This is a genomic window from Mesorhizobium helmanticense (genome assembly GCF_003034915.1).
Taxonomy (GTDB): domain Bacteria; phylum Pseudomonadota; class Alphaproteobacteria; order Rhizobiales; family Rhizobiaceae; genus Mesorhizobium; species Mesorhizobium helmanticense.
Map to the genome: position 1 here is coordinate 1 of NZ_PZJX01000020.1, position 18,065 is coordinate 18,065.

13 protein-coding genes are annotated in these 18,065 nt (G+C 64.9%); 5 read left to right on the forward strand and 8 right to left on the reverse strand.

The window, feature by feature from the left end:
* Nucleotides 1-1,569: molybdopterin dinucleotide binding domain-containing protein (locus C9427_RS08955; protein ID WP_107648776.1), on the forward strand; the 1,569-nt coding region annotated here is incomplete at its 5' end.
* Nucleotides 1,570-1,601: 32 nt separating this feature from the next.
* On the opposite strand, the gene ftsZ is transcribed toward C9427_RS08955, so the two are convergent.
* The 6 genes from ftsZ to C9427_RS08985 form a co-directional block, all read right to left on the reverse strand.
* Nucleotides 1,602-2,567 (reverse strand): cell division protein FtsZ, encoded by a 966-nt coding sequence (gene ftsZ, locus C9427_RS08960; protein ID WP_425351638.1) that lies wholly within the window; start codon nt 2,565-2,567, stop codon nt 1,602-1,604.
* Between the two features lie 229 nt (nt 2,568-2,796).
* Nucleotides 2,797-3,579 carry an ABC transporter permease gene (locus C9427_RS08965; RefSeq protein WP_107648778.1) on the reverse strand — a complete coding sequence of 261 codons (783 nt, stop codon included), beginning with the start codon at nt 3,577-3,579 and terminating at the stop codon, nt 2,797-2,799.
* The gene (locus C9427_RS08970; protein ID WP_107648779.1) at nt 3,576-4,442 is read right to left on the reverse strand and encodes an ABC transporter permease; all 867 of its coding nucleotides are present in this window, start codon (nt 4,440-4,442) and stop codon (nt 3,576-3,578) included. Before C9427_RS08970 ends, C9427_RS08965 begins: the two co-directional genes overlap by 4 nt.
* A complete protein-coding gene (locus C9427_RS08975) occupies nt 4,439-5,515 on the reverse strand; it encodes an ABC transporter ATP-binding protein (protein WP_107648780.1) in 1,077 nt (358 codons plus the stop codon). Before C9427_RS08975 ends, C9427_RS08970 begins: the two co-directional genes overlap by 4 nt.
* Nucleotides 5,516-5,620: 105 nt before the next feature.
* Entirely contained in the window at nt 5,621-6,658 is a 1,038-nt protein-coding gene (locus C9427_RS08980) for an ABC transporter substrate-binding protein (protein WP_107648781.1), read from the reverse strand.
* Nucleotides 6,659-6,724: 66 nt separating this feature from the next.
* Nucleotides 6,725-7,690, reverse strand: a complete 966-nt coding sequence (locus C9427_RS08985) for an isopenicillin N synthase family dioxygenase (protein WP_107648819.1) — start codon at nt 7,688-7,690, stop codon at nt 6,725-6,727.
* A gap of 153 nt (nt 7,691-7,843) precedes the next feature.
* On the opposite strand from C9427_RS08985, the gene C9427_RS08990 reads away from it, so the two are divergent.
* From C9427_RS08990 to C9427_RS09005, 4 genes are all read left to right on the forward strand, one after another.
* The gene (locus C9427_RS08990; protein WP_107648782.1) at nt 7,844-8,953 is read left to right on the forward strand and encodes a carbohydrate kinase; all 1,110 of its coding nucleotides are present in this window, start codon (nt 7,844-7,846) and stop codon (nt 8,951-8,953) included.
* Between the two features lie 13 nt (nt 8,954-8,966).
* A complete protein-coding gene (locus C9427_RS08995; RefSeq protein ID WP_107648820.1) occupies nt 8,967-9,896 on the forward strand; it encodes a pseudouridine-5'-phosphate glycosidase in 930 nt (309 codons plus the stop codon).
* Between the two features lie 73 nt (nt 9,897-9,969).
* The gene (locus tag C9427_RS09000; protein ID WP_107648783.1) at nt 9,970-10,791 is read left to right on the forward strand and encodes an enoyl-CoA hydratase/isomerase family protein; all 822 of its coding nucleotides are present in this window, start codon (nt 9,970-9,972) and stop codon (nt 10,789-10,791) included.
* A 3-nt stretch (nt 10,792-10,794) separates the two neighbouring features.
* Nucleotides 10,795-12,954 (forward strand): acetate--CoA ligase family protein, encoded by a 2,160-nt coding sequence (locus C9427_RS09005; protein ID WP_107648784.1) that lies wholly within the window; start codon nt 10,795-10,797, stop codon nt 12,952-12,954.
* A 21-nt stretch (nt 12,955-12,975) separates the two neighbouring features.
* Here C9427_RS09005 and C9427_RS09010 read toward each other — a convergent pair whose 3' ends face one another.
* Both C9427_RS09010 and C9427_RS09015 read right to left on the reverse strand, forming a co-directional pair.
* Nucleotides 12,976-16,446, reverse strand: coding sequence for an indolepyruvate ferredoxin oxidoreductase family protein (locus tag C9427_RS09010; RefSeq protein ID WP_107648785.1), 3,471 nt, complete (start codon nt 16,444-16,446; stop codon nt 12,976-12,978).
* Nucleotides 16,443-17,861 (reverse strand): FAD-binding oxidoreductase, encoded by a 1,419-nt coding sequence (locus tag C9427_RS09015; RefSeq protein WP_107648786.1) that lies wholly within the window; start codon nt 17,859-17,861, stop codon nt 16,443-16,445. The genes C9427_RS09010 and C9427_RS09015 overlap by 4 nt, the downstream gene beginning before the upstream one ends.
* Between the last annotated feature and the right edge of the window lie 204 nt (nt 17,862-18,065).

The following is an 18,065-nucleotide window of genomic DNA, read 5'->3' on the forward strand; positions in this document are numbered from 1 at the left end:
ATGCTCGGCCTGATCCACACGCTGATCAGCGAAGGCCTGCACGACCGGGAATTCCTCGCCAGCCACGCCACCGGCTTCGAATGTTTCGCCGATTATGTGATGGGCGTGACAGATGGTGTGCCGAAGACCGCGCAATGGGCAAGCGGTCTCAGTGAACTGCCGGCCGAGGCGATCCGCGCGCTGGCGCGGCGCATGGCCGCCACCCGCACGTTTCTTGTCGTCAACTGGTCGCTACAACGCAGCGAGCATGGCGAGCAGCCGTTCTGGGCGGCGATCGCGCTTGCCGCGGCTCTCGGCCAACTCGGCCTGCCCGGCGGCGGCCTGGGCTTCGGCTATGGCAGCCTGGAGGGTCTCGGCGGGCAGCGCCGCGCGGCTCCGCGCCCGACATTCCCGACCTTGCGCAATCCGGTCGAGGCCTTCATTCCGGTTGCGCGGATCGCCGACATGCTGCTGTCACCCGGCGCACCGTTCCAGTATGACGGCCGCGACCTGGCCTATCCCGACATCCGGCTCGTCTATTGGTGCGGCGGCAATCCGTTCCATCACCACCAGGATCTCAACCGGCTCATTGCTGCCTGGCGGCGTCCCGAGGCCGTCATCGTTCATGAGACCTGGTGGACGGCGACGGCGCGCCATGCCGACGTGGTGCTGCCGGCAAGCTCGCCGCTCGAGCGCGACGACATTGGCGCGAGCTCGCTCGACCGTTTCATGGTCGCGATGCGCAAGGCCATCGAGCCGCTGGGCGAAGCGCGTAGCGATTTCGCCATCTTCGGCGGCCTTGCCGAGCGCCTCGGCCTTGGCGCGGCCTTTCACGAAGGTCGCGGCGAACGGGAGTGGCTTCGGCTGATGTATCAACGCGCCCGTGAGCGCGCCGCACAAGCCGATATGCGCTGGCCGGATTTCGATGCCTTTTGGGACCAGGGCTTTGTGGAAATCCCCGCGGCTGAAAAACCCTATGTACTTTTCGAGGCGTTCCGAAGGGATCCAGCCCTACACCGGCTTGGCACGCCGTCGGGTCGCATCGAGATCGTTTCCGGGGCGATCGCCGGTTTTGCCTACGAAGACTGCCCCGGCCATCCGACATGGATGGCGCCGCGCGAATGGCTGGGCAGTCCGCTCGCCGCGCGGTTTCCGCTGCATCTGCTGACGACACAGCCGGCCACTCGCCTGCATGGGCAGATGGACATGGGCACGGTCAGCCAGGCGAGCAAGGTCGCCGGTCGCGAGCCGATGCGGATCAATCCGGCGGACGCCGCCGCTCGCGGCGTTGGGGATGGTGATATCGTGCGTGTCTTCAACGATCGCGGCGCTATTCTGGTCGGCGCGGTTCTTACCGATGCAATCCGGCCGGGCGTGATTCAGATCGCCACCGGGGCCTGGTACGACCCCGAGACGCCGGGCGAGATCGGCAGCCTCGACAAGCATGGCAATCCCAATGTGCTGACGCCCGACAGAGGCACATCGAAGCTCGCTCAAGGCCCGTCGGCGCAGAGCACTCTGGTCGAGGTGGCAAGGTTCGAGGGAGCGGTCCCACGAGTGTCGGCGTTCGATCCACCGATCGACAGCTGAACAGCCGCTGTTAAACGCTGTCGGCAAAAACCTCAGGCGGTCATCCGCCCCGGCTGAAACACTTCCACTCCCTGGCGCAACCCCGTCGCGACGACCGACACCCTGAATTTTCCCTCCAGCGCCTTGTCGAAAATGGCGCCGACGATGATATCGGCATCGGTGTCGACCTCTTCTCGTATACGGGTAGCCGCTTCATCGACCTCGAACAGTGTCATGTCGACGCCACCCGATATCGAGACAAGAACACCCTTGGCCCCGGCCATGGAGGCCTCGTCGAGGAGCGGGTTGGCGATTGCCGCTTCAGCGGCTTTCCTGGCGCGGTCCTCGCCCGAGGCTTCGCCCGTGCCCATCATTGCGCGGCCCATGTCGCGCATCACGGATTTCACGTCGGCGAAGTCGAGATTGATCAGGCCTTCCTTGACGATGAGGTCGGTAATGCAGCCGACACCGGCGTAGAGGACGCGGTCCGCCATGATGAAGGCGTCCGCGAATGTCGTCTTGGCATCGGCCACCCTGAAGAGATTCTGGTTCGGGATGACGATCACCGTGTCGGCGCTCTCACGCAGCCGTTCGATGCCTTCGTCGGCCGATTGCATCCGGCGTTTCCCCTCGAAGGTAAAAGGCTTGGTGACGACCGCCACCGTCAGGATCCCCGCTGCCCGCGCGGCGTGCGCGATAACAGGTGCGGCACCGGTACCGGTTCCGCCGCCCATGCCGGCCGTCACGAAACACATATGCGTTCCCGCAAGGTGGTCCATGATCTCGTCGATCGTTTCCTCGGCTGCCGCGCGGCCGACTTCGGGCAGTGAGCCGGCACCCAGGCCTTCCGTCACATGGGCTCCGAGCTGGATCAGCCGGGATGCCTTCGACATGGTAAGCGCCTGGGCATCGGTGTTGGCAACGATGAACTCCGCGCCTTGCAGGCCTTCGGCGATCATGTTGTTGACGGCATTGCCGCCGCCGCCGCCGACTCCGACAACCGTTATCTTCGGCCTCATCTCGGAGATTTCCGGCCTCTTTGTGGCGTTCACTGCCCGTCCCTCCGTTGAAAATTCTGGGCGCTGCAAGCAACCGAATGCTTTTCCGAAACCGTCAGGGCTCCGATGCAGCAAGCTCGCGAATCAGGCCATGCTCCCCACCATCAAGGAATCAGAGCGCGAACGCGCCCGCAAGTGCCGCTTGTGAGATTTGCCCTGCTAAGCGCTGCTCAGGCTGATGCGCGGTCCGTCAAAAGCGGTGGATGCGCAGCCCCAGCACCTTCTCCGAGACGATCACCACCACCAGCGTCAGCACGATCGACACGGTCGAGACGGCAGCCGCTTCCGGCGTGAAATTGGTGCGCAGATAGTCGAAGAGCTGGATCGGCAGCGTCGACGTCCCGATCCCCTTCAGCATGAACGAGATGGTGAAGGTGTCGAAGGATATGATGAAGGCAAACAGTGCGCCGCCGATGACGCCGGGCTTGATCAGTGGCAGCATGATGCGCCGGAACCTTGTCAGGCGGCCGGCGCCCAGCGAGCGCGCCGCCATGTCCCAGGATGGATCGAAACTTTCCAGCGAGGCCGAGACGTTGATGAAGACGAAGGGCAGCGTGATCAGCACATGGCCGACGACCATGCCGATCATGGTCGTGGTGCCGATGCCGATCGCATAGACGAAGAACAGCAGCGCGATCGCCGTCAGCACTTCCGGCAGCAAGAGCGGCGCCAGCATGGCGATGCGCACCGCCTCCTTCCAGCGGCCGGCATGCTGGACGTAATAGAGCGCGGCCATGGTGCCGATCGTTCCGGAAATGACGGTCGCCACCGCCGCCACCCAGAGCGAGGTGCGGATCGCGCGCATGAACACGTCATTATGGAAGAAGGTCACATACCAGCGCAGCGACAGGCCCTGCGGCGGGAACGTCAGGAAATTGCCGGCGTTGAAGGAGGCGCCAACGACGACCAAAATGGGCGCCAGCAGGAACGCATAGACCAGCAGGCAGTAGAGCGTGAGCACCGGCCGCTTCATGTCCGCCCCACTTTCCATTTCATGCGCGTCAGCCGCGCGAAGATGACGACGCAGAGCGCACCGGTGACCGACAGCATCAGCGCCAGCGCCGAGCCCCATGGCCACTGGAACGTGTCGATCAGCGCGTCGACGACTGTGACGGCCATGGTCTTCACCCTGAGCCCGCCGATCAGCGACGGCGTCACATAGGCGCTGAGCGACAAGACGAACACGAGGATGCAGCCGGCCTGGATGCCAGGCGTGCACAGCGGCAGTACGATGCGGCGGAAGGCGGTGAAGCGCGACGCGCCGAGCGAACGCGCCGCCGATTCCAGCGACGGGTCGACCCCCTGGATCGCCGCCATGATCGGCAGGATCATGAACGGCAGGAAGACGTGGACCAGCGCGATGACGATGCCGAGCGCGTTGTACATCAGCGGCAGCGGGCGATCGATCAGGCCCATGCCGGTCAGCGTGCGGTTGATGAGGCCGGCATTGCCCAGAAGAATCGTCCAGCCATAGGAGCGGATGACGATGCCGACCAGCAGCGGCGACAGCACCAGCCCGTAGGCCAGGGCGCGAAAGCGCATAGCGCCGCGCGCCAGTTGCCAGGCGACGGGAAAGCCGACGACGAGGCAGATGGCGGTGGTGATGAGGCCGATCCACAGCGTGTTGGCGACCTGGAGCAGATAGAAACTGTCGACGAAGAATTTCGTGTAGTTGCCGATGGTGAAACCCGCACCGTAAGGCGTGCCTTGCCCCGGCATGCGAAAGCTCATCACCACGATGTTGAGATAGGGCAGGACGAGGAACACGCCGAGCAGCACGGCCGCCGGCGCGATCAGGATCAGCGGTCCAAGGCCCTTGCGGCGTGCCGGCATCATTGAGCCGCCCCGAGCAGCCAGAACCCGTCCGCAGGCGCATGCACGCTGACACGGTCGCCTTCGGCGATCCTGATGTTCGGGAAGGTCTGGACGTGCAGCGTCTCGCTCGAATCCAGCGCGATGCGGTAGTCGATGATGCTGCCGGAATAGTAGCGCGCCATGACCTTGCCCTGCGCTCCGCCCTGGCCGGCGGGTTTGAGTTCGATCGCCTCCGGACGCAGCGACAGCGTGACGGCAGTGCCCGGCGCGTGGTCCGCGCGGCTGTCGACGGCGACGTCGCCAAAGACCGACGCGACGCGGCTCTTGCCGGCTCCGGCCGGCCCGGTGATCGTGCCGCCTAGGATCGTGCCCCTGACCAGGTTCACCTGGCCGACGAATTGCGCCACTTCGAGGTTTTCGGGACGCTCATAGATGTCCGACGGCGCGCCGATCTGGGCGATGCGGCCGCCGAACATCACCACCACCCGGTCGGACATGGTCATCGCCTCGGCCTGGTCATGCGTGACATAGACGGTGGTGATGCCGACGCGCCGCTGCAGGTCGCGGATGAAGACGCGCATTTCCTCGCGCAGCTTGGCGTCGAGATTGGCGAGCGGCTCGTCGAGCAGCAGGATCTTCGGTTCGATGACCAGCGCGCGGGCAAGCGCCACGCGCTGCTGCTGGCCGCCCGAAAGCTGGTTCGGATAGCGGTCGGAATAGCCGCCGAGCTGCACCATGTCGAGCACCTTTGCGATGCGGCTCAGCATTTCGGGCTTGGCGATCTTGCGCATCTCCAGCCCGAAGGCGAGGTTCTGATCCACCGTCATATGCGGAAACAGTGCGTAGTTCTGGAACACCATGCCGATGTCGCGCTTTTCGGCCGGCACGTTGACGACGTCCTTGCCGTCGAAGCGGATCGCGCCTTCGCTTGCCTCCTCGAAGCCGGCGATCATCTTCAGCGTCGTCGTCTTGCCGCAGCCCGACGGACCGAGCAGCGAAATGAACTCGCCATCGGCGATGCGGATCGAGATGCCGTCGACCGCGCGGGCGCTGCCGAAGGTCTTGGTCAGCCGCTCGATGCTAACCTCTGTCATGAATGCTCCACTTCACAGGCGATCGACCGCAACCGGAGGTGCGGCGCGGCTGGCGGGAGGCGCCCCTCGAAATCGAGACGCGCCATCCCAGTTCAACATCAGCCCTTAAAGGATCGTCTTGGCCCAGCGCTCGGCCAGCTCGCCCTGCTTCTCGTTGACGAAATCCCAGTCCCAGGTGAGGATCTTGGTCATTGCCTCGCCCGACACCGGCACATCGGCCTTGAGGTCGTCGGGAATGATCACCTTCGAATTCGTCGGCGACACGAAGAATTCCTTCGCCATCAGCATCTGGGTTTCCGGCGACAGCAGGAAATCAGCATATTGATAGGCGAGTTCCTTTTCCGGACCGTTGGCCAGGATCGAGACCGTCTGGTCGAACATGAACATGCCTTCCTCGGGAACGACGCAGTCGACCGGCAGGCCCTGCTTGCGCAGCCGCGCGATCTCGCCGAAATCGAACGGCGCGACGACGATCTCGCCCGACGACAGGGCCGTGGAAAGGTTGAAGTCGACCTGGATCACCTGGCCCAGCTTGGCCAGCGCGTCAAAGCCGGCATCGACATCGTACTGGTCCTTGCCGAAGATCTTCGAGGCCAGCAGCAGCTCCATCTTGCCGGCACTGTTGGCGAAATTGTAGAGGCCGATCTTGCCCTTGAATTCCTCGTTGTTCCAAAGATCCTTCCATGCCTTGGGCGGTGTCTTTACCAGATCGGTGCGGTAGCCGATGCCGATCGGCGAGATGGCGCCGGTGGCGCCAAAACCGTCGGCGATCTTGGCCAGAGGATAGAGGTCGTTGTAGTTCGGCAGTTTTGCCAGGTCGAGCTTTTCGAAGAAGCCCTCCTTGCGCAGGCCGGAGGCAAAAACCTCATTGGTCATGATGATCGAATAGGGCGGCTTGTCGACGCCGGCGGCGCGCAGATTGGCGCCGAAGACGCGGCCATTGCCGACATCGAGCGTCACCTTGGCGCCGGAGGCCTTTTCGAAGGCCGGTGCGATGGTCGAGCGCCAGAACTGTTCCCAGACACCGCCGAGCGTCGGCACGATCAGCGTCTTTTCCTGGGCGATGGCAGGCATTCCGATGAGCCCGGCAGCGCCGAGCGCGCCCATTCCGGCAAGCGTCTGTCGTCTGGTCAGTTTCGTCATCACAATTCCCCTTGTTGATTTCTTTCAATCAATTCGTTCTTTGGGACGGCCGAAGCCCTCCATCGTTCAGCGGCCGAAAGCCTGTCTTGTCTTCAGCTCGATATAGTCTCCATAGGTGATCGGTTCGTATTTGGCCTGCTTGCCATTGGCGCAGAATGGCTCCAGGCAGGAGATCAGCGTCTCCTTGGCAGGGTTGACGAAGAACGGGATCGACTGGCGGCGCGAACTGCCTTTCTTGTTGCGCGGCGGATTGGCGACGCGATGCGGCGTCGACACCCATTCGTCATTGCTCCAGCGCATGAAGGCGTCGGCGATGTTGACGACATAGGCGCCGTCGATCGACGGCGCATCGAGCCAGCGGCCGTCGCGGGTCTGCACCTGCAAGCCGCCCGACGAGGCCTCCGAACGCAGGATGGTCATGAAGCCGTAGTCGCTGTGAACGCCGGCGCGAAGCTGGCCGGGCAGGGGATCCACGTCCTGCTCGGGATAGTTGATGACCCTGAGCGCCGACAGATGGTTCTCGAAGGCCGGCTCGAAATAGTCGGGCTCGAGGCCGATCGCCTGGCAGAAGATGCGGCGCAAATGCCTCGCCAGCGTCTCCATCTCTAAGAAATAATCGCGAAAGGCACTCTCGATGTTCTCGGGCTGGTCAGGCCATGTGTCGCCCTTGAGGCGCAGGCCGAAATTCAGGCTTTCCTTGTAGTCGCCGGGCGTCTTGATGCCCTTGGTGGCGGCCAGCGCTTCGTCGGCGATCGGCGAGAAGGCCATTCCGCCGGTCAAGGCTGTTCCACGCCCATGGCCGCGCTTGTAGTCCTCGGGCAGATCGAAGAAGGCGCGCGCCAGATTGTAGAGCCGCATCGTCCTTTCCGGCGATACGCCATGGCCGGTGACGAGGAAGAAACCGGTATCCCGGCAGGCGGTCTCGATGGCTTTGACAACAGCGTCGGCGCCGGCCTCGCCGCGGATGAAAGGCCCGACATCGATGACGGGGATTCCCTGGTCCGTTGCTTCGGCCTGAGGTGCGGTCTGCATGATCGCGATCACCTTTCTGTTGCCTTGTTCCGCCTTAGGGACAGACGGTGGAAACGCCGGTTGAACGAAACGTTATAGCTACAAACGAATGTTGACAAGATCATCTGTTGTTGTCCATATCGAAAATGTTCAGCCACGAATTGGACGGGGACGATGGACGACCTTGGAGCACAGGAGCAGGCGGTTCTGGATCTCATCGCGGCGAACCCGTTCGCCGGCCAGCAGGACATAGCCACCGCGCTCGGCATCGCCCGTTCGACCGTTGCGGCCCACATCATGCAACTGGTCAACAAGGGCTATATTCTCGGCCGCGGCTACGTCCTGCCGGCCTCCAAGCGCATGATCTGCATCGGCGGCGCGGTCCTGGACCGCAAATACCACGCCAAGAAGGATCTGATCTTCGAGACGTCGAACCCGGTCGACGGCTATCGCAGCTTCGGCGGCGTCGCCCGCAACGTCGCCGAGAACCTTGTCCGCCTCGGCGTCGACGTCAGCTTCGTCTCGATTGTCGGCGACGACGAAACCGGCCGCTCGCTGGTGCGGCATCTGCGCGACTTCGGTGCCGATGTCAGCCAGGTCATCACCACCACGGAGCGGCCGACGGCCGAATATGCGGCCATCCTCGATCTCAACAACGATCTCGTGCTCGGCATTGCCGACATGGAGATCTTCGATCTGTTCTCGCCGTCCTATCTCGACCGCTTCTGGCCGCATCTCGCTTCGGCGACCTGGGTGTTCATCGACTGCAACCTGCCGGCGGCGACGATCGCAGCGCTGATGTCGCGCAAGCAGGGCGCGCGCTTCAAGCTCGCCGTCGACACCGTGTCGTCACCGAAATCGGCGCGCCTGCCGAAGGACCTGACCGGCATCGACCTTCTGTTCACCAATCACGACGAGGCCAATTCGATGCTCGGCATCACCGATGCCGACAAGCGGCTAAAGCCGAAGGAGGCGGCAGCGGCGCTGCGCGCGGCCGGAGCCGCCGAAGTGATCGTGACCATGGGCGCGCATGGATTTGCGGTAGCGACCGAGAGCGGCGTGGCGACCATGCGCTCCGTGCCGGCTCGCGCCGTCGACATCACCGGCGCCGGTGACGCAATGATCGCCGGCACCATGTACAAGGTGCTTTCCGGAGATTCCGTGCCGCACGCCGCGCGCACCGGCGCGTTGCTCGCCACGCTGACCACCGAGAGCGAATCCAGCGTCCATCCCGATCTGTCGCCGCGCTTCCTCACCGCCGGCATGTACCGCATTCCCGCCTGAAAGCGAGATGATCATGAAACCTTCCCTTATCTACCTGAATGACGAGGTTGCGGCAGCGCTTCGCGAAGGCCGCGCGGTGGTGGCGCTGGAATCGACCATCATCACCCACGGCATGCCCTATCCCGCAAATCTGGAGACCGCCCGTGGCGTCGAGGCCGTGGTGCGCGACAACGGCGCCGTTCCGGCCACGATCGCCGTGGTGAGGGGCAAGATCAAGGTAGGGCTCGACGACGCTGAGCTGGAACGGCTCGCAGCGGCAAAGGACGTGGTCAAGGCCTCCGGGCGCGATCTCGCCGCCATCATGGTGCGCGGCGGCTCGGCCGGAACTACGGTGTCGGCGACGATGCGGATCGCCGCCCTCGCCGGCATCGGCATTTTCGCCACCGGCGGCGTCGGCGGCGTGCATCGCGGCGCCGAAGCCACCTTCGACATCTCTGCCGACCTGACCGAACTCGGCCAGACCGGCACGACCGTCGTCTGCGCCGGCGTGAAATCGATCCTCGATATCGCCAAGACGCTGGAATATCTGGAGACCCAGCGCGTGCCGGTGATTGCCTATCAAAGCGACGATTTCCCGGCCTTCTATACCCGCTCCAGCGGGCTCAAGGCCGATCATCGCCTCGACACACCGGAGGAGATTGCGCAGGCCATGCTGCTGCACGAGCAGATGGGCTCGGGCACCGGCATCCTCGTCGCCAATCCAATTCCCGAGGCTGACGCGCTTGATCCCGCCTTCATCGACGGCACCATCGCGGCCGCGGTGGCGGAAGCCGAGAAACGCGGCATCGGGCGCAAGGAATTGACGCCGTTCCTGCTCGCTCGCATCAACGAGCTTTCGCAAGGCCGCAGCCTGAAGGCCAACATCGCGCTGGTCCGCAACAATGCAGCCCTAGCCGCCCGCATCGCCGTGGCGCATGCCGGATCGAAGCGCGAGGCAGCATAGAGGCGAAGAACCAGTCGGCGCTTTGCTAGCCGGCACGTTCCTCTGATTTTCGAAGGCATCCCAGGAGAACCGCATGAGCGCGCAGGCCACCTACGAGACGATCCTTTACGATAAGGATGCGACGGACAAGTTCGCGACGATCACCATCAATCGTCCCGACAAGCTCAATGCGATGAACAAGACGGTGGTCCGCGAGATCGACAAGGCGCTCGCGGCCGCCGTCGCCGATCCGGACGTCAATGCGCTGGTGATCACCGGCGCCGGCCGCGCCTTCTCCTCCGGCTACGATCTGCAGGGCGGCGATTTCGATGTCGACATCGATTTCTGGCGCGCGGACATGGGCGAGAACGCCGAAGCGCTGCTCAACATCTGGAAGGCGCCGATCCCGGTCATTGCCTCCGTCAACGGTTATGCGCTGGCCGGTGCGCTGGAGCTGATGATGTGCTGCGACCTGGCGATCGCCGCCGACAATGCAAAATTCGGCGAGCCCGAGGTGCGCCATAATTCCGGTCCGCCGGCGCTGATGATGCCCTGGCTGCTTGCCACCCGCGATGTGCGCTGGCTGATGTATACGGGCGACCTGGTCGATGCCGAGGAGGCGCTGCGCATGCATCTGATCAACAAGATCGTGCCGGCCGATCGGTTGAAGGAAAAGACCGAAAACCTCGCCCGCAAGCTGGCCCGCATGCCGGTGCCGGCGTTGAAATTCACCAAGGCGTCGATCAACAACCAGCAGATGGTGGCCGGGCTGCTGCCGTCCTTCCAGTACAATATCGAGGCGATCGCCGCACTTCACGTCACCAGGCAGGGCCGCGAATGGATGGCCAACCTCGCCAAGATGAGCCTCAAGGAATACCTCGCTTTCCGCGACGGCCCGTTCAAGGGCCTCGACTGAGCCGTGACCGGCCTTGCCGCTTCGCGTGAGGCGATGCGGGCGCTGATGGCGCCGCGTTCGGTCGCCGTCATCGGCGCGACGGAACGCGCCGATGCGTCGTCGAGCTACGTCATGCGCAATTTGATGGCGTTCGGATTTTCGGGCACCATCATCCCCGTGCATCCGAAGGCCGAAACGGTGTTCGGCATTGCGGCCATGCCGTCGCTCGACGGGCTCGATGCGCCAGCCGACGTGGCGGTGATCGGCATCGGCGCGGCGCACGTGCTGGCCGCGCTCGAAGACGCAGGGAAGGCCGGTATCAAGGCGGCTGTCGTGCTGGCCAGCGGCTTTGCCGAGACCGACGGGGAAGGCAAGGCGCGTCAGCAGGCGCTGATCGGGATCGCGCGAAAATACGGCATGGCGGTCTGCGGGCCGAACTGCCTCGGCCTGTTCAATCTGCAAAGCGGTGCGGCCCTTTATTCCTCGACGCTGTCGCCCAATCTGAGGAAAGGCCAGCTCGCCATCCTGTCGCATTCCGGCGCCAGCGCCATCGCGCTCGCCAATTCCGGGCGCTTCGGCCTGAGCCACATCGTCTCCTGCGGCAACAGCGCGGCGACCGATCTTCCCGATTATCTCGCCTATCTCGCCGATGACGAGGCGACGCACGTCATCGGACTTGTCGTGGAAGCCATCCGCGATCCCGCCGCCTTCACCTCCGCGATGCAGGCTGTGCATGCCGCGGGCAAGAAGGTGGTTGCGCTGCGCGCCGGCAAGTCAAGCAAGGGGGCCGAGGCCGCCGCCGCGCATACCGGCTCGCTCGCTGCCGCCAACGAAGCCTACGAAGCCTTCTTCCGGCGCACCGGCGTGATCGAGGTCGCCGACATGGACGAGTTCGTCGAGACCGCCACGCTCTGTCTGTCGCTGAAGGCGAGGCCCGCGCGCAAGGGCGTCGCGGTTGTCGGCGTCAGCGGCGGCGGTGTCGCCCATGTCTCCGACATTGCCGAACAGGTCGGCATCGACCTGCCGGAATTTTCGCAAGATACCGTCGCGCGGTTGAAGGTCTTGCTGCCGCCTTTCGCGACGCCGCAGAATCCGGTCGACACGACGGGCGTGGTCTTCGCCGATGGCGGGATCTATCGCAGCGTACTCGACATCCTGGCGCAAGATCCCGCCGTCGGCCTGATCGTCGCCGCGCAGGACGCGCCTGTCGGCCTCGATGCCACAGGCGCTGCCGAATATACCGGCATTGCCGATGCCGTTGCCGCCTACGCGAAGGACGCGACCGTTCCGGTCGCCTTCATCAGCAACCTGTCCTCTGGACACCATCCCGCTGTCATGCAGCGGCTTGCCGGCGTCCCGGCGCTCAATGGCACGCGCGCTGCGCTCAGCGCCGTGCGACGGCTGCTGGACGCGACGGGCGGTACGGCACCGAACGCCCCGGCAATCGAATCGGCCGGCGAAAACGATCCGTGGGCAAAGCGCCTCGCCACCGGGGGGAAATTGACCGAGCGGGAAGCCAAGCAATTGCTGGCCGAGAACGGCCTGAGAGTGACGCGCGAGCGTCTGGCCGTTACCGCGCAGGAGGCAGTCGCGGCGGCCGAGGTGATCGGCTTTCCGGTCGTGCTGAAAATCGAGTCGCCCGACATTCCTCACAAGACCGAAGCCGGCGGCGTACGGCTCGGCATAACCAGCCCGGCCGAAGCGGCCGAAGCCTTCGCGGCGATCATGCAAAGCGCTCGCGCTCACGCGCCGGATGCGAAACTGCGCGGCGTCGTCGTGCAGGAAATGGCCGGACGCGGTGTCGAAGCGCTGGTCGGCTTGGTCCGGCATGAGCCGTTCGGCCTCGGAATTGTCGTCGGCGTCGGCGGCGTGCTGGTCGAGCTGGTCAAGGACGCCGCTTTCGATCTGCTGCCGGTGGATCGCGACGCAGCCGAGGCGCTCATCGACCGCACGCGCTTGGCCGCTCTGCTCAAGGGTTATCGCGGCGCGCCGCCAGCCGATCGGGAAGCACTGGTCGAGACGATCGTGGCGCTATCCGATTTCGCCGGCCGCTACGGCCATTTGATCGAGGCCGTCGATCTCAATCCGGTCGTCGTGTTCGAGAACGGCACCTGCGTGCTCGATGCGCTGGTGATTGCGGCCGGCAGCGCCGCTGGCCGCCCAAAGGGCGCCGCCTCGCCTTGATCTGCTTCTGAGGCGCAACCGCTAAGCCGCTGTTTCCAGGCGGCTTTCCTTGCCTAATTTTGCCAGCAGCGCCGCCTTCTTCTTCTCGAAGCGTTCGACCGCCGCCATCTTGACGTAGCCGAAGCCGCGCACCTCTTCCGGCAGCCGGGCAAGCTCCGTCGCTACGACATGGTTGCCTTTTGTCAGCCGCGCCGAAAGATCCGCGATCAGCCCTTCATAATCGGCGATCATTTGCCGTTCCATCCGCCGCTCTTCTGTGCGCCCGAACGGATCCAGACGCGTCCCACGCAGGCCCTTCAATCGCGCCAGCACCGCGAATACCGGATTGATCCAGGCGCCAAAAGCGATCTTGCCGGGGTGGCCGGTGCGCGGGTCGATGCGTGAAATCATCGGCGGCGCGAGATGATGCCTGATCCTGAAATCGCCCTCGAACTGTTCGGCCAGTTTCTTCTTGAAGGATTGGTCGCGATGCAGCCGCGCCACCTCATATTCATCCTTGTAGGCCATCAGCTTGAAGGCGCCGATCGCCACGGCCCTGGCGAACTCCTGAGAGCCGGTTGAGATGCTGGCTTCGGCCGCGCGGGCGGTGTCGACCAGCTTGCGGTAGCGGTTCGCATAGGCGGCGTCCTGGTAGCCGGTCAGGAATGCCATCCGGCGCGCAACCATGGCGTCGAGCGTCTCGGGTTTCGGTGCTTCTAGACTGCTCGTTTGCGCAGCATCCAGCACCGCCGCAAGGTCGACCGCCGCGCGGCGGCCCCAGTTGAAAGCTGCGCGGTTCATGGCGACGCCGGCGCCGTTCATCTCGATTGCCTTGTCGATGGATGTCAGGCTGATCGGCACCAGTCCGCGCTGCCAGGCATTGCCGAGCAGGAACATGTTGGCGGCGATGGCGTCGCCCATCAGCGCGAGGCCGAGCCTGGTCGCTGGGATCAGCGTGATAGCCTCTTCACCGGCCGCCCGCCGCAATTGCTTCAGCGTCGCCTCCTGGCGGAAGTCGATCGCGGTGTTCTGCACGAAGGACGCGGTCGGCGCGAAATGATCGTCGAGCACGGCTCTCGTGCGGCCATGCGCGAAGGTCGCAAGCGAAGCAGCGGCCGCCGACACGACGATGTCGAAGCCAAGCACAAGATCGGCCTCGCCGGGGCCGATCCTGACCGTGTTGAGCAATTCGGGATCGCGTGCCAGCCTGATATGCGAAACCACCGCGCCGTTCTTTTGCGCCAGCCCGGTCTGGTCGAGCGTCAGCAGGCCGAGCCCGTCGAGATGCGCTGCTTGCGACAGGATGGCGCTGACCGTGATGACGCCGGTGCCGCCAATGCCGGCCAGCAGCATGTTATAGGGGCGCTCGAGTGCCGCCAGCGCCGGCATCGGCAATTCGGCGGAACCAGCCTCCATGGCCCGCGCCTTCGGCTTGCGGATCGTGCCGCCTTCCACGGTCACGAAGCTCGGGCAAAAGCCCTTGATGCAGGACAGGTCGGTGTTGCAGCTCGACTGGTTGATCCTGCGCTTGCGGCCGAACTCGGTTTCCTCGGGCTCGATCGAAATGCAGTTGGAGACTGCCGAGCAATCGCCGCAGCCTTCGCAGACCAGCTCGTTGATGAAGGCGCGTTTTGGCGAGACCGGATAGGCGCCGCGCTTGCGCCGGCGACGTTTTTCGGCGGCGCAGACCTGGTCAAAGACCAGCACCGTCACCCCCTCGATCTCCCTGAGCTCGCGTTGCACGGCGTCGAGCTCGTCGCGATGGTGGATGGTCACGGACCGCGGCAGGACACCCGCCCAGGCCTCGGGTTTTTCGGACACGACGACGACGCGTTTCGCGCCTTCGGCCAGCGTCTGCTCGACGATCGACGGTACGGAGACCTCGCCGTCATGGCGCTGGCCGCCGGTCATGGCGACCGCGTCGTTGTAGAGGATCTTGTAGGTGGCGCTGACCTTGGCGGCGATGGCGGCGCGGATGGCCAGCAAGCCGGAATGGAAATAGGTGCCGTCGCCCATATTGACGAAAATGTGCTTCTCGTCGGTGAACGGTGCCAGGCCGATCCACGCGCCGCCTTCGCCACCCATCTGGGTGAAGGTGGAAGTCTCGCGCTCCATGCCGATGACCATCATGTGGCAGCCGATGCCGGTCGAGGCACGGCTGCCATCGGGCACCACGGTGGAGATCGAGTGTGGGCAGCCGGAGCAGAAATAGGGCTCGCGCTTCAGCGCGATCACCTCGCCGGGTGCTGACGCCGCGACGGCCTCGATTGTCTTCATGTGCAGGCCAAGCTCTGCGTCCGGCGCGCCGAGCCGCGAGACGATGGCGCGCGCGACCGAAACGGCGCTGATCTCGCCGATGGAAGGCAGCAGCGGTGCGCCCCGCTCGTCCGTCTTGCCGAAGACGCGCGGGCGATTGGGCGCGTTGAACAGCAGCGCCTTGATCTGGTCCTCGATCACCGGCCGCTTCTCCTCGACGACCAGGATTTCCTCCAGCCCCTCAGTGAAAGCCCTGAGCCCTTCCGGCTCGAGCGGCCAGACCATGCCGACCTTGTATAGCCGGATGCCAAGCTCGGCCGCGCGCCGCTCGTCGATGCCGAGGGCCGACAGCGCGCCGAGCAGATCGAGCCACGACTTGCCGGTCGAGACGATGCCGAGCCGCGCCTTGCCGCCGCCATGCACGATGCGGTCGATGCCATTGGCGCGGGCAAAGGCGTGCACCGCCGCCATCTTGTGTTCGATGCGGCGCTCCATCGCATGCGGGCCATCCGGCCAGCGCAGCGACAGGCCGTCCGCCGGCAGCGCCAGCCCCGGCATGACGATGCTAAGCCGCGCCGGGTCGACATCGACCGTCGCCGTGCATTCGACGATCTCGGTCTGGCACTTGAAGCCGATCCAGGCGCCGGAATAGCGGCTCATCGCCCAGCCGAGCAGGCCATAGACGATATATTCGCCGACGCCGCCGGGCGACAGCAGCGGCACCATGGCCGAGATCAGATTGTGCTCGCTCTGATGCGGCAGCGTCGAGGAGACGGCGCCGTGGTCGTCGCCGACCAGAAGCAGCACGCCGCCATGGCGATTGGTGCCGACGGCGTTGGCATGGCGGATGACGTCCATGGTCCGGTCGACGCCGGGACCCTTGCCGTACCACATGGAAAACACGCCGTCGTAGCGCGAACCCGCGAACATGCCGGTCTGCTGCGTGCCCCAGACCGCGGTCGCGGCCATGTCCTCGTTGAGGCCGGGATGGAAGACGACATGGTTCGCCTTGAGATATTTGCCGGCGCGCTGCATCTCGCGGTCGAAGCCGGCCAGCGGTGAACCGCGATAACCCGAGACATAGCCGGCGGTGTTGAGACCGGCGGCAAGATCGCGCTGGCGCTGGACGAGCGGCAGCCGCACCAGCGCCTGCGTACCCGAGACCAGGATGCGGCCGTGCTCGAGCACATAGCGGTCGTCAAGGCTGACTGGGCCCGCATTCGCCTGGCCGGCTTTCGGGAGAGCGGCAGCTGTCATTGGGGCACTCCGTCAGACAACGCAGTCGCCGGCACAAGGTCGAAGACGCGACCGGCATTGAGGATATTGTTCGGGTCGAAGGCTGCTTTCAAGCGCCGCATGACCGCGATCTCGGCATCGCTGCGCGCCAGGTGCAGCCATTGCTTCTTGTCGAGGCCGATGCCGTGTTCGGCCGAGACGCCGCCGCCGGCAGCGGCGACGCCACGATAGACGATGTCATACGCCGCCGCCGGATCCACGGTGCCGACCTGATAATGCAGATTGCCGTCGCCGAGATGGCCGAAGACATAGATGTCGGCATTGGGGTCGACAGCCCGGATCGCGGCTTCCGCGTCCTGCAGGAAAGCCCCCATCCTGGCTAGCGGGATACTGATGTCGACGCCGATCAGGCCTCGCTTCGAAAACAGGAAGCGGTTGGCGTCCTCGCGCACCGCCCACAGCGCGCGGAATTCGCGCGGCGATTGCGAGACGACCACGTCGTCGACCACCCCGTCCTCGACCGCCTGCATCAGCACCGCGGCAAAGCGGTCGCCGTCGCGGTCGGGCTCGTTGCCCTGTATCTCTGCCAGCACATAGACGGGCGCGCCGACCGGCAGCGGCGCCAGCGCATCCATGCCGGCGACCATGGCGCCGTAGAGCGGCGCGAAATTCACCTCATAGGCCGACAGCAACGGCCCGAGCTTCTGCCTTAGCAGCGCAAGCAGCGCGATCGCCGCATCGAGCGAGGCAAGCGCGCAAAAGGCGTTGACCTCGGTGGCCGGCTTAGGATGCAGGCGCAGGCAGGCGCGCGTGACGACGCCAAGCGTGCCCTCGCTGCCGATGAAGAGCTGGTTGAGGTCATAGCCGGAATTGTCCTTGGGCAAGCCCTTGAGCGACGTCAGCACGCTGCCGTCGGCAAGCACTGCTTCGAGGCCCAGAACCTGCGCCCGGTACATGCCGTAGCGCAGCACGCGGATGCCGCCGGCATTGGTGGCGATATTGCCGCCGACGGTGGACGTGCCGCGCGCGCCGATGTCGACGCCGAACAGCAAGCCGGCCGCGTCTGCCGCTTCCTGCACCATCTGCAGCGGCGCGCCGGCTTCAGTGATGATCGTCGCCGCCTCGCGGTCGGGCGCAGCAATCGCCGTCATCCGTTCCAGCGACAGCACCGCTTCGCCGGCTTGAATGCGCGCCGCGCCCGCAAGCCCGGTGCGGCCACCCTGGACGACGAGCCTCTGCCCGGCATCGTTGCAGAGCCGCAGAATGTCCGACACTTCGCCGGTCGTGCGCGGCCGCAGGACGATCGCCGGCGGCGCGCCGTCCTTGCCGTCCGGGTCCTCCTGATAGCGCGGTCCGGCTTCGTCGGCCGAGACAATCGCGGACCTGTCCAGCCGCTTTTCCAGCCGCGACAGAAGCTCGGCAATTTTTCGGGACATGAGGGTCAAGGAAACGGATGACCCGGACGCTTCGACGCGGCCGGGAGAGGGAAGGGCGAGTGCGGTGAAAGCGGTCGCGGCTGATTTCTACCGTCAGGCAAATGTGGGGAAAACCCGCCAAAAATACAGCCGGTTGTCTTCGCCATGCGTCGCTCCTGTAACGGATCGACCATAGGCGCGGCCTGCTATTTGTCAAACGTTTGA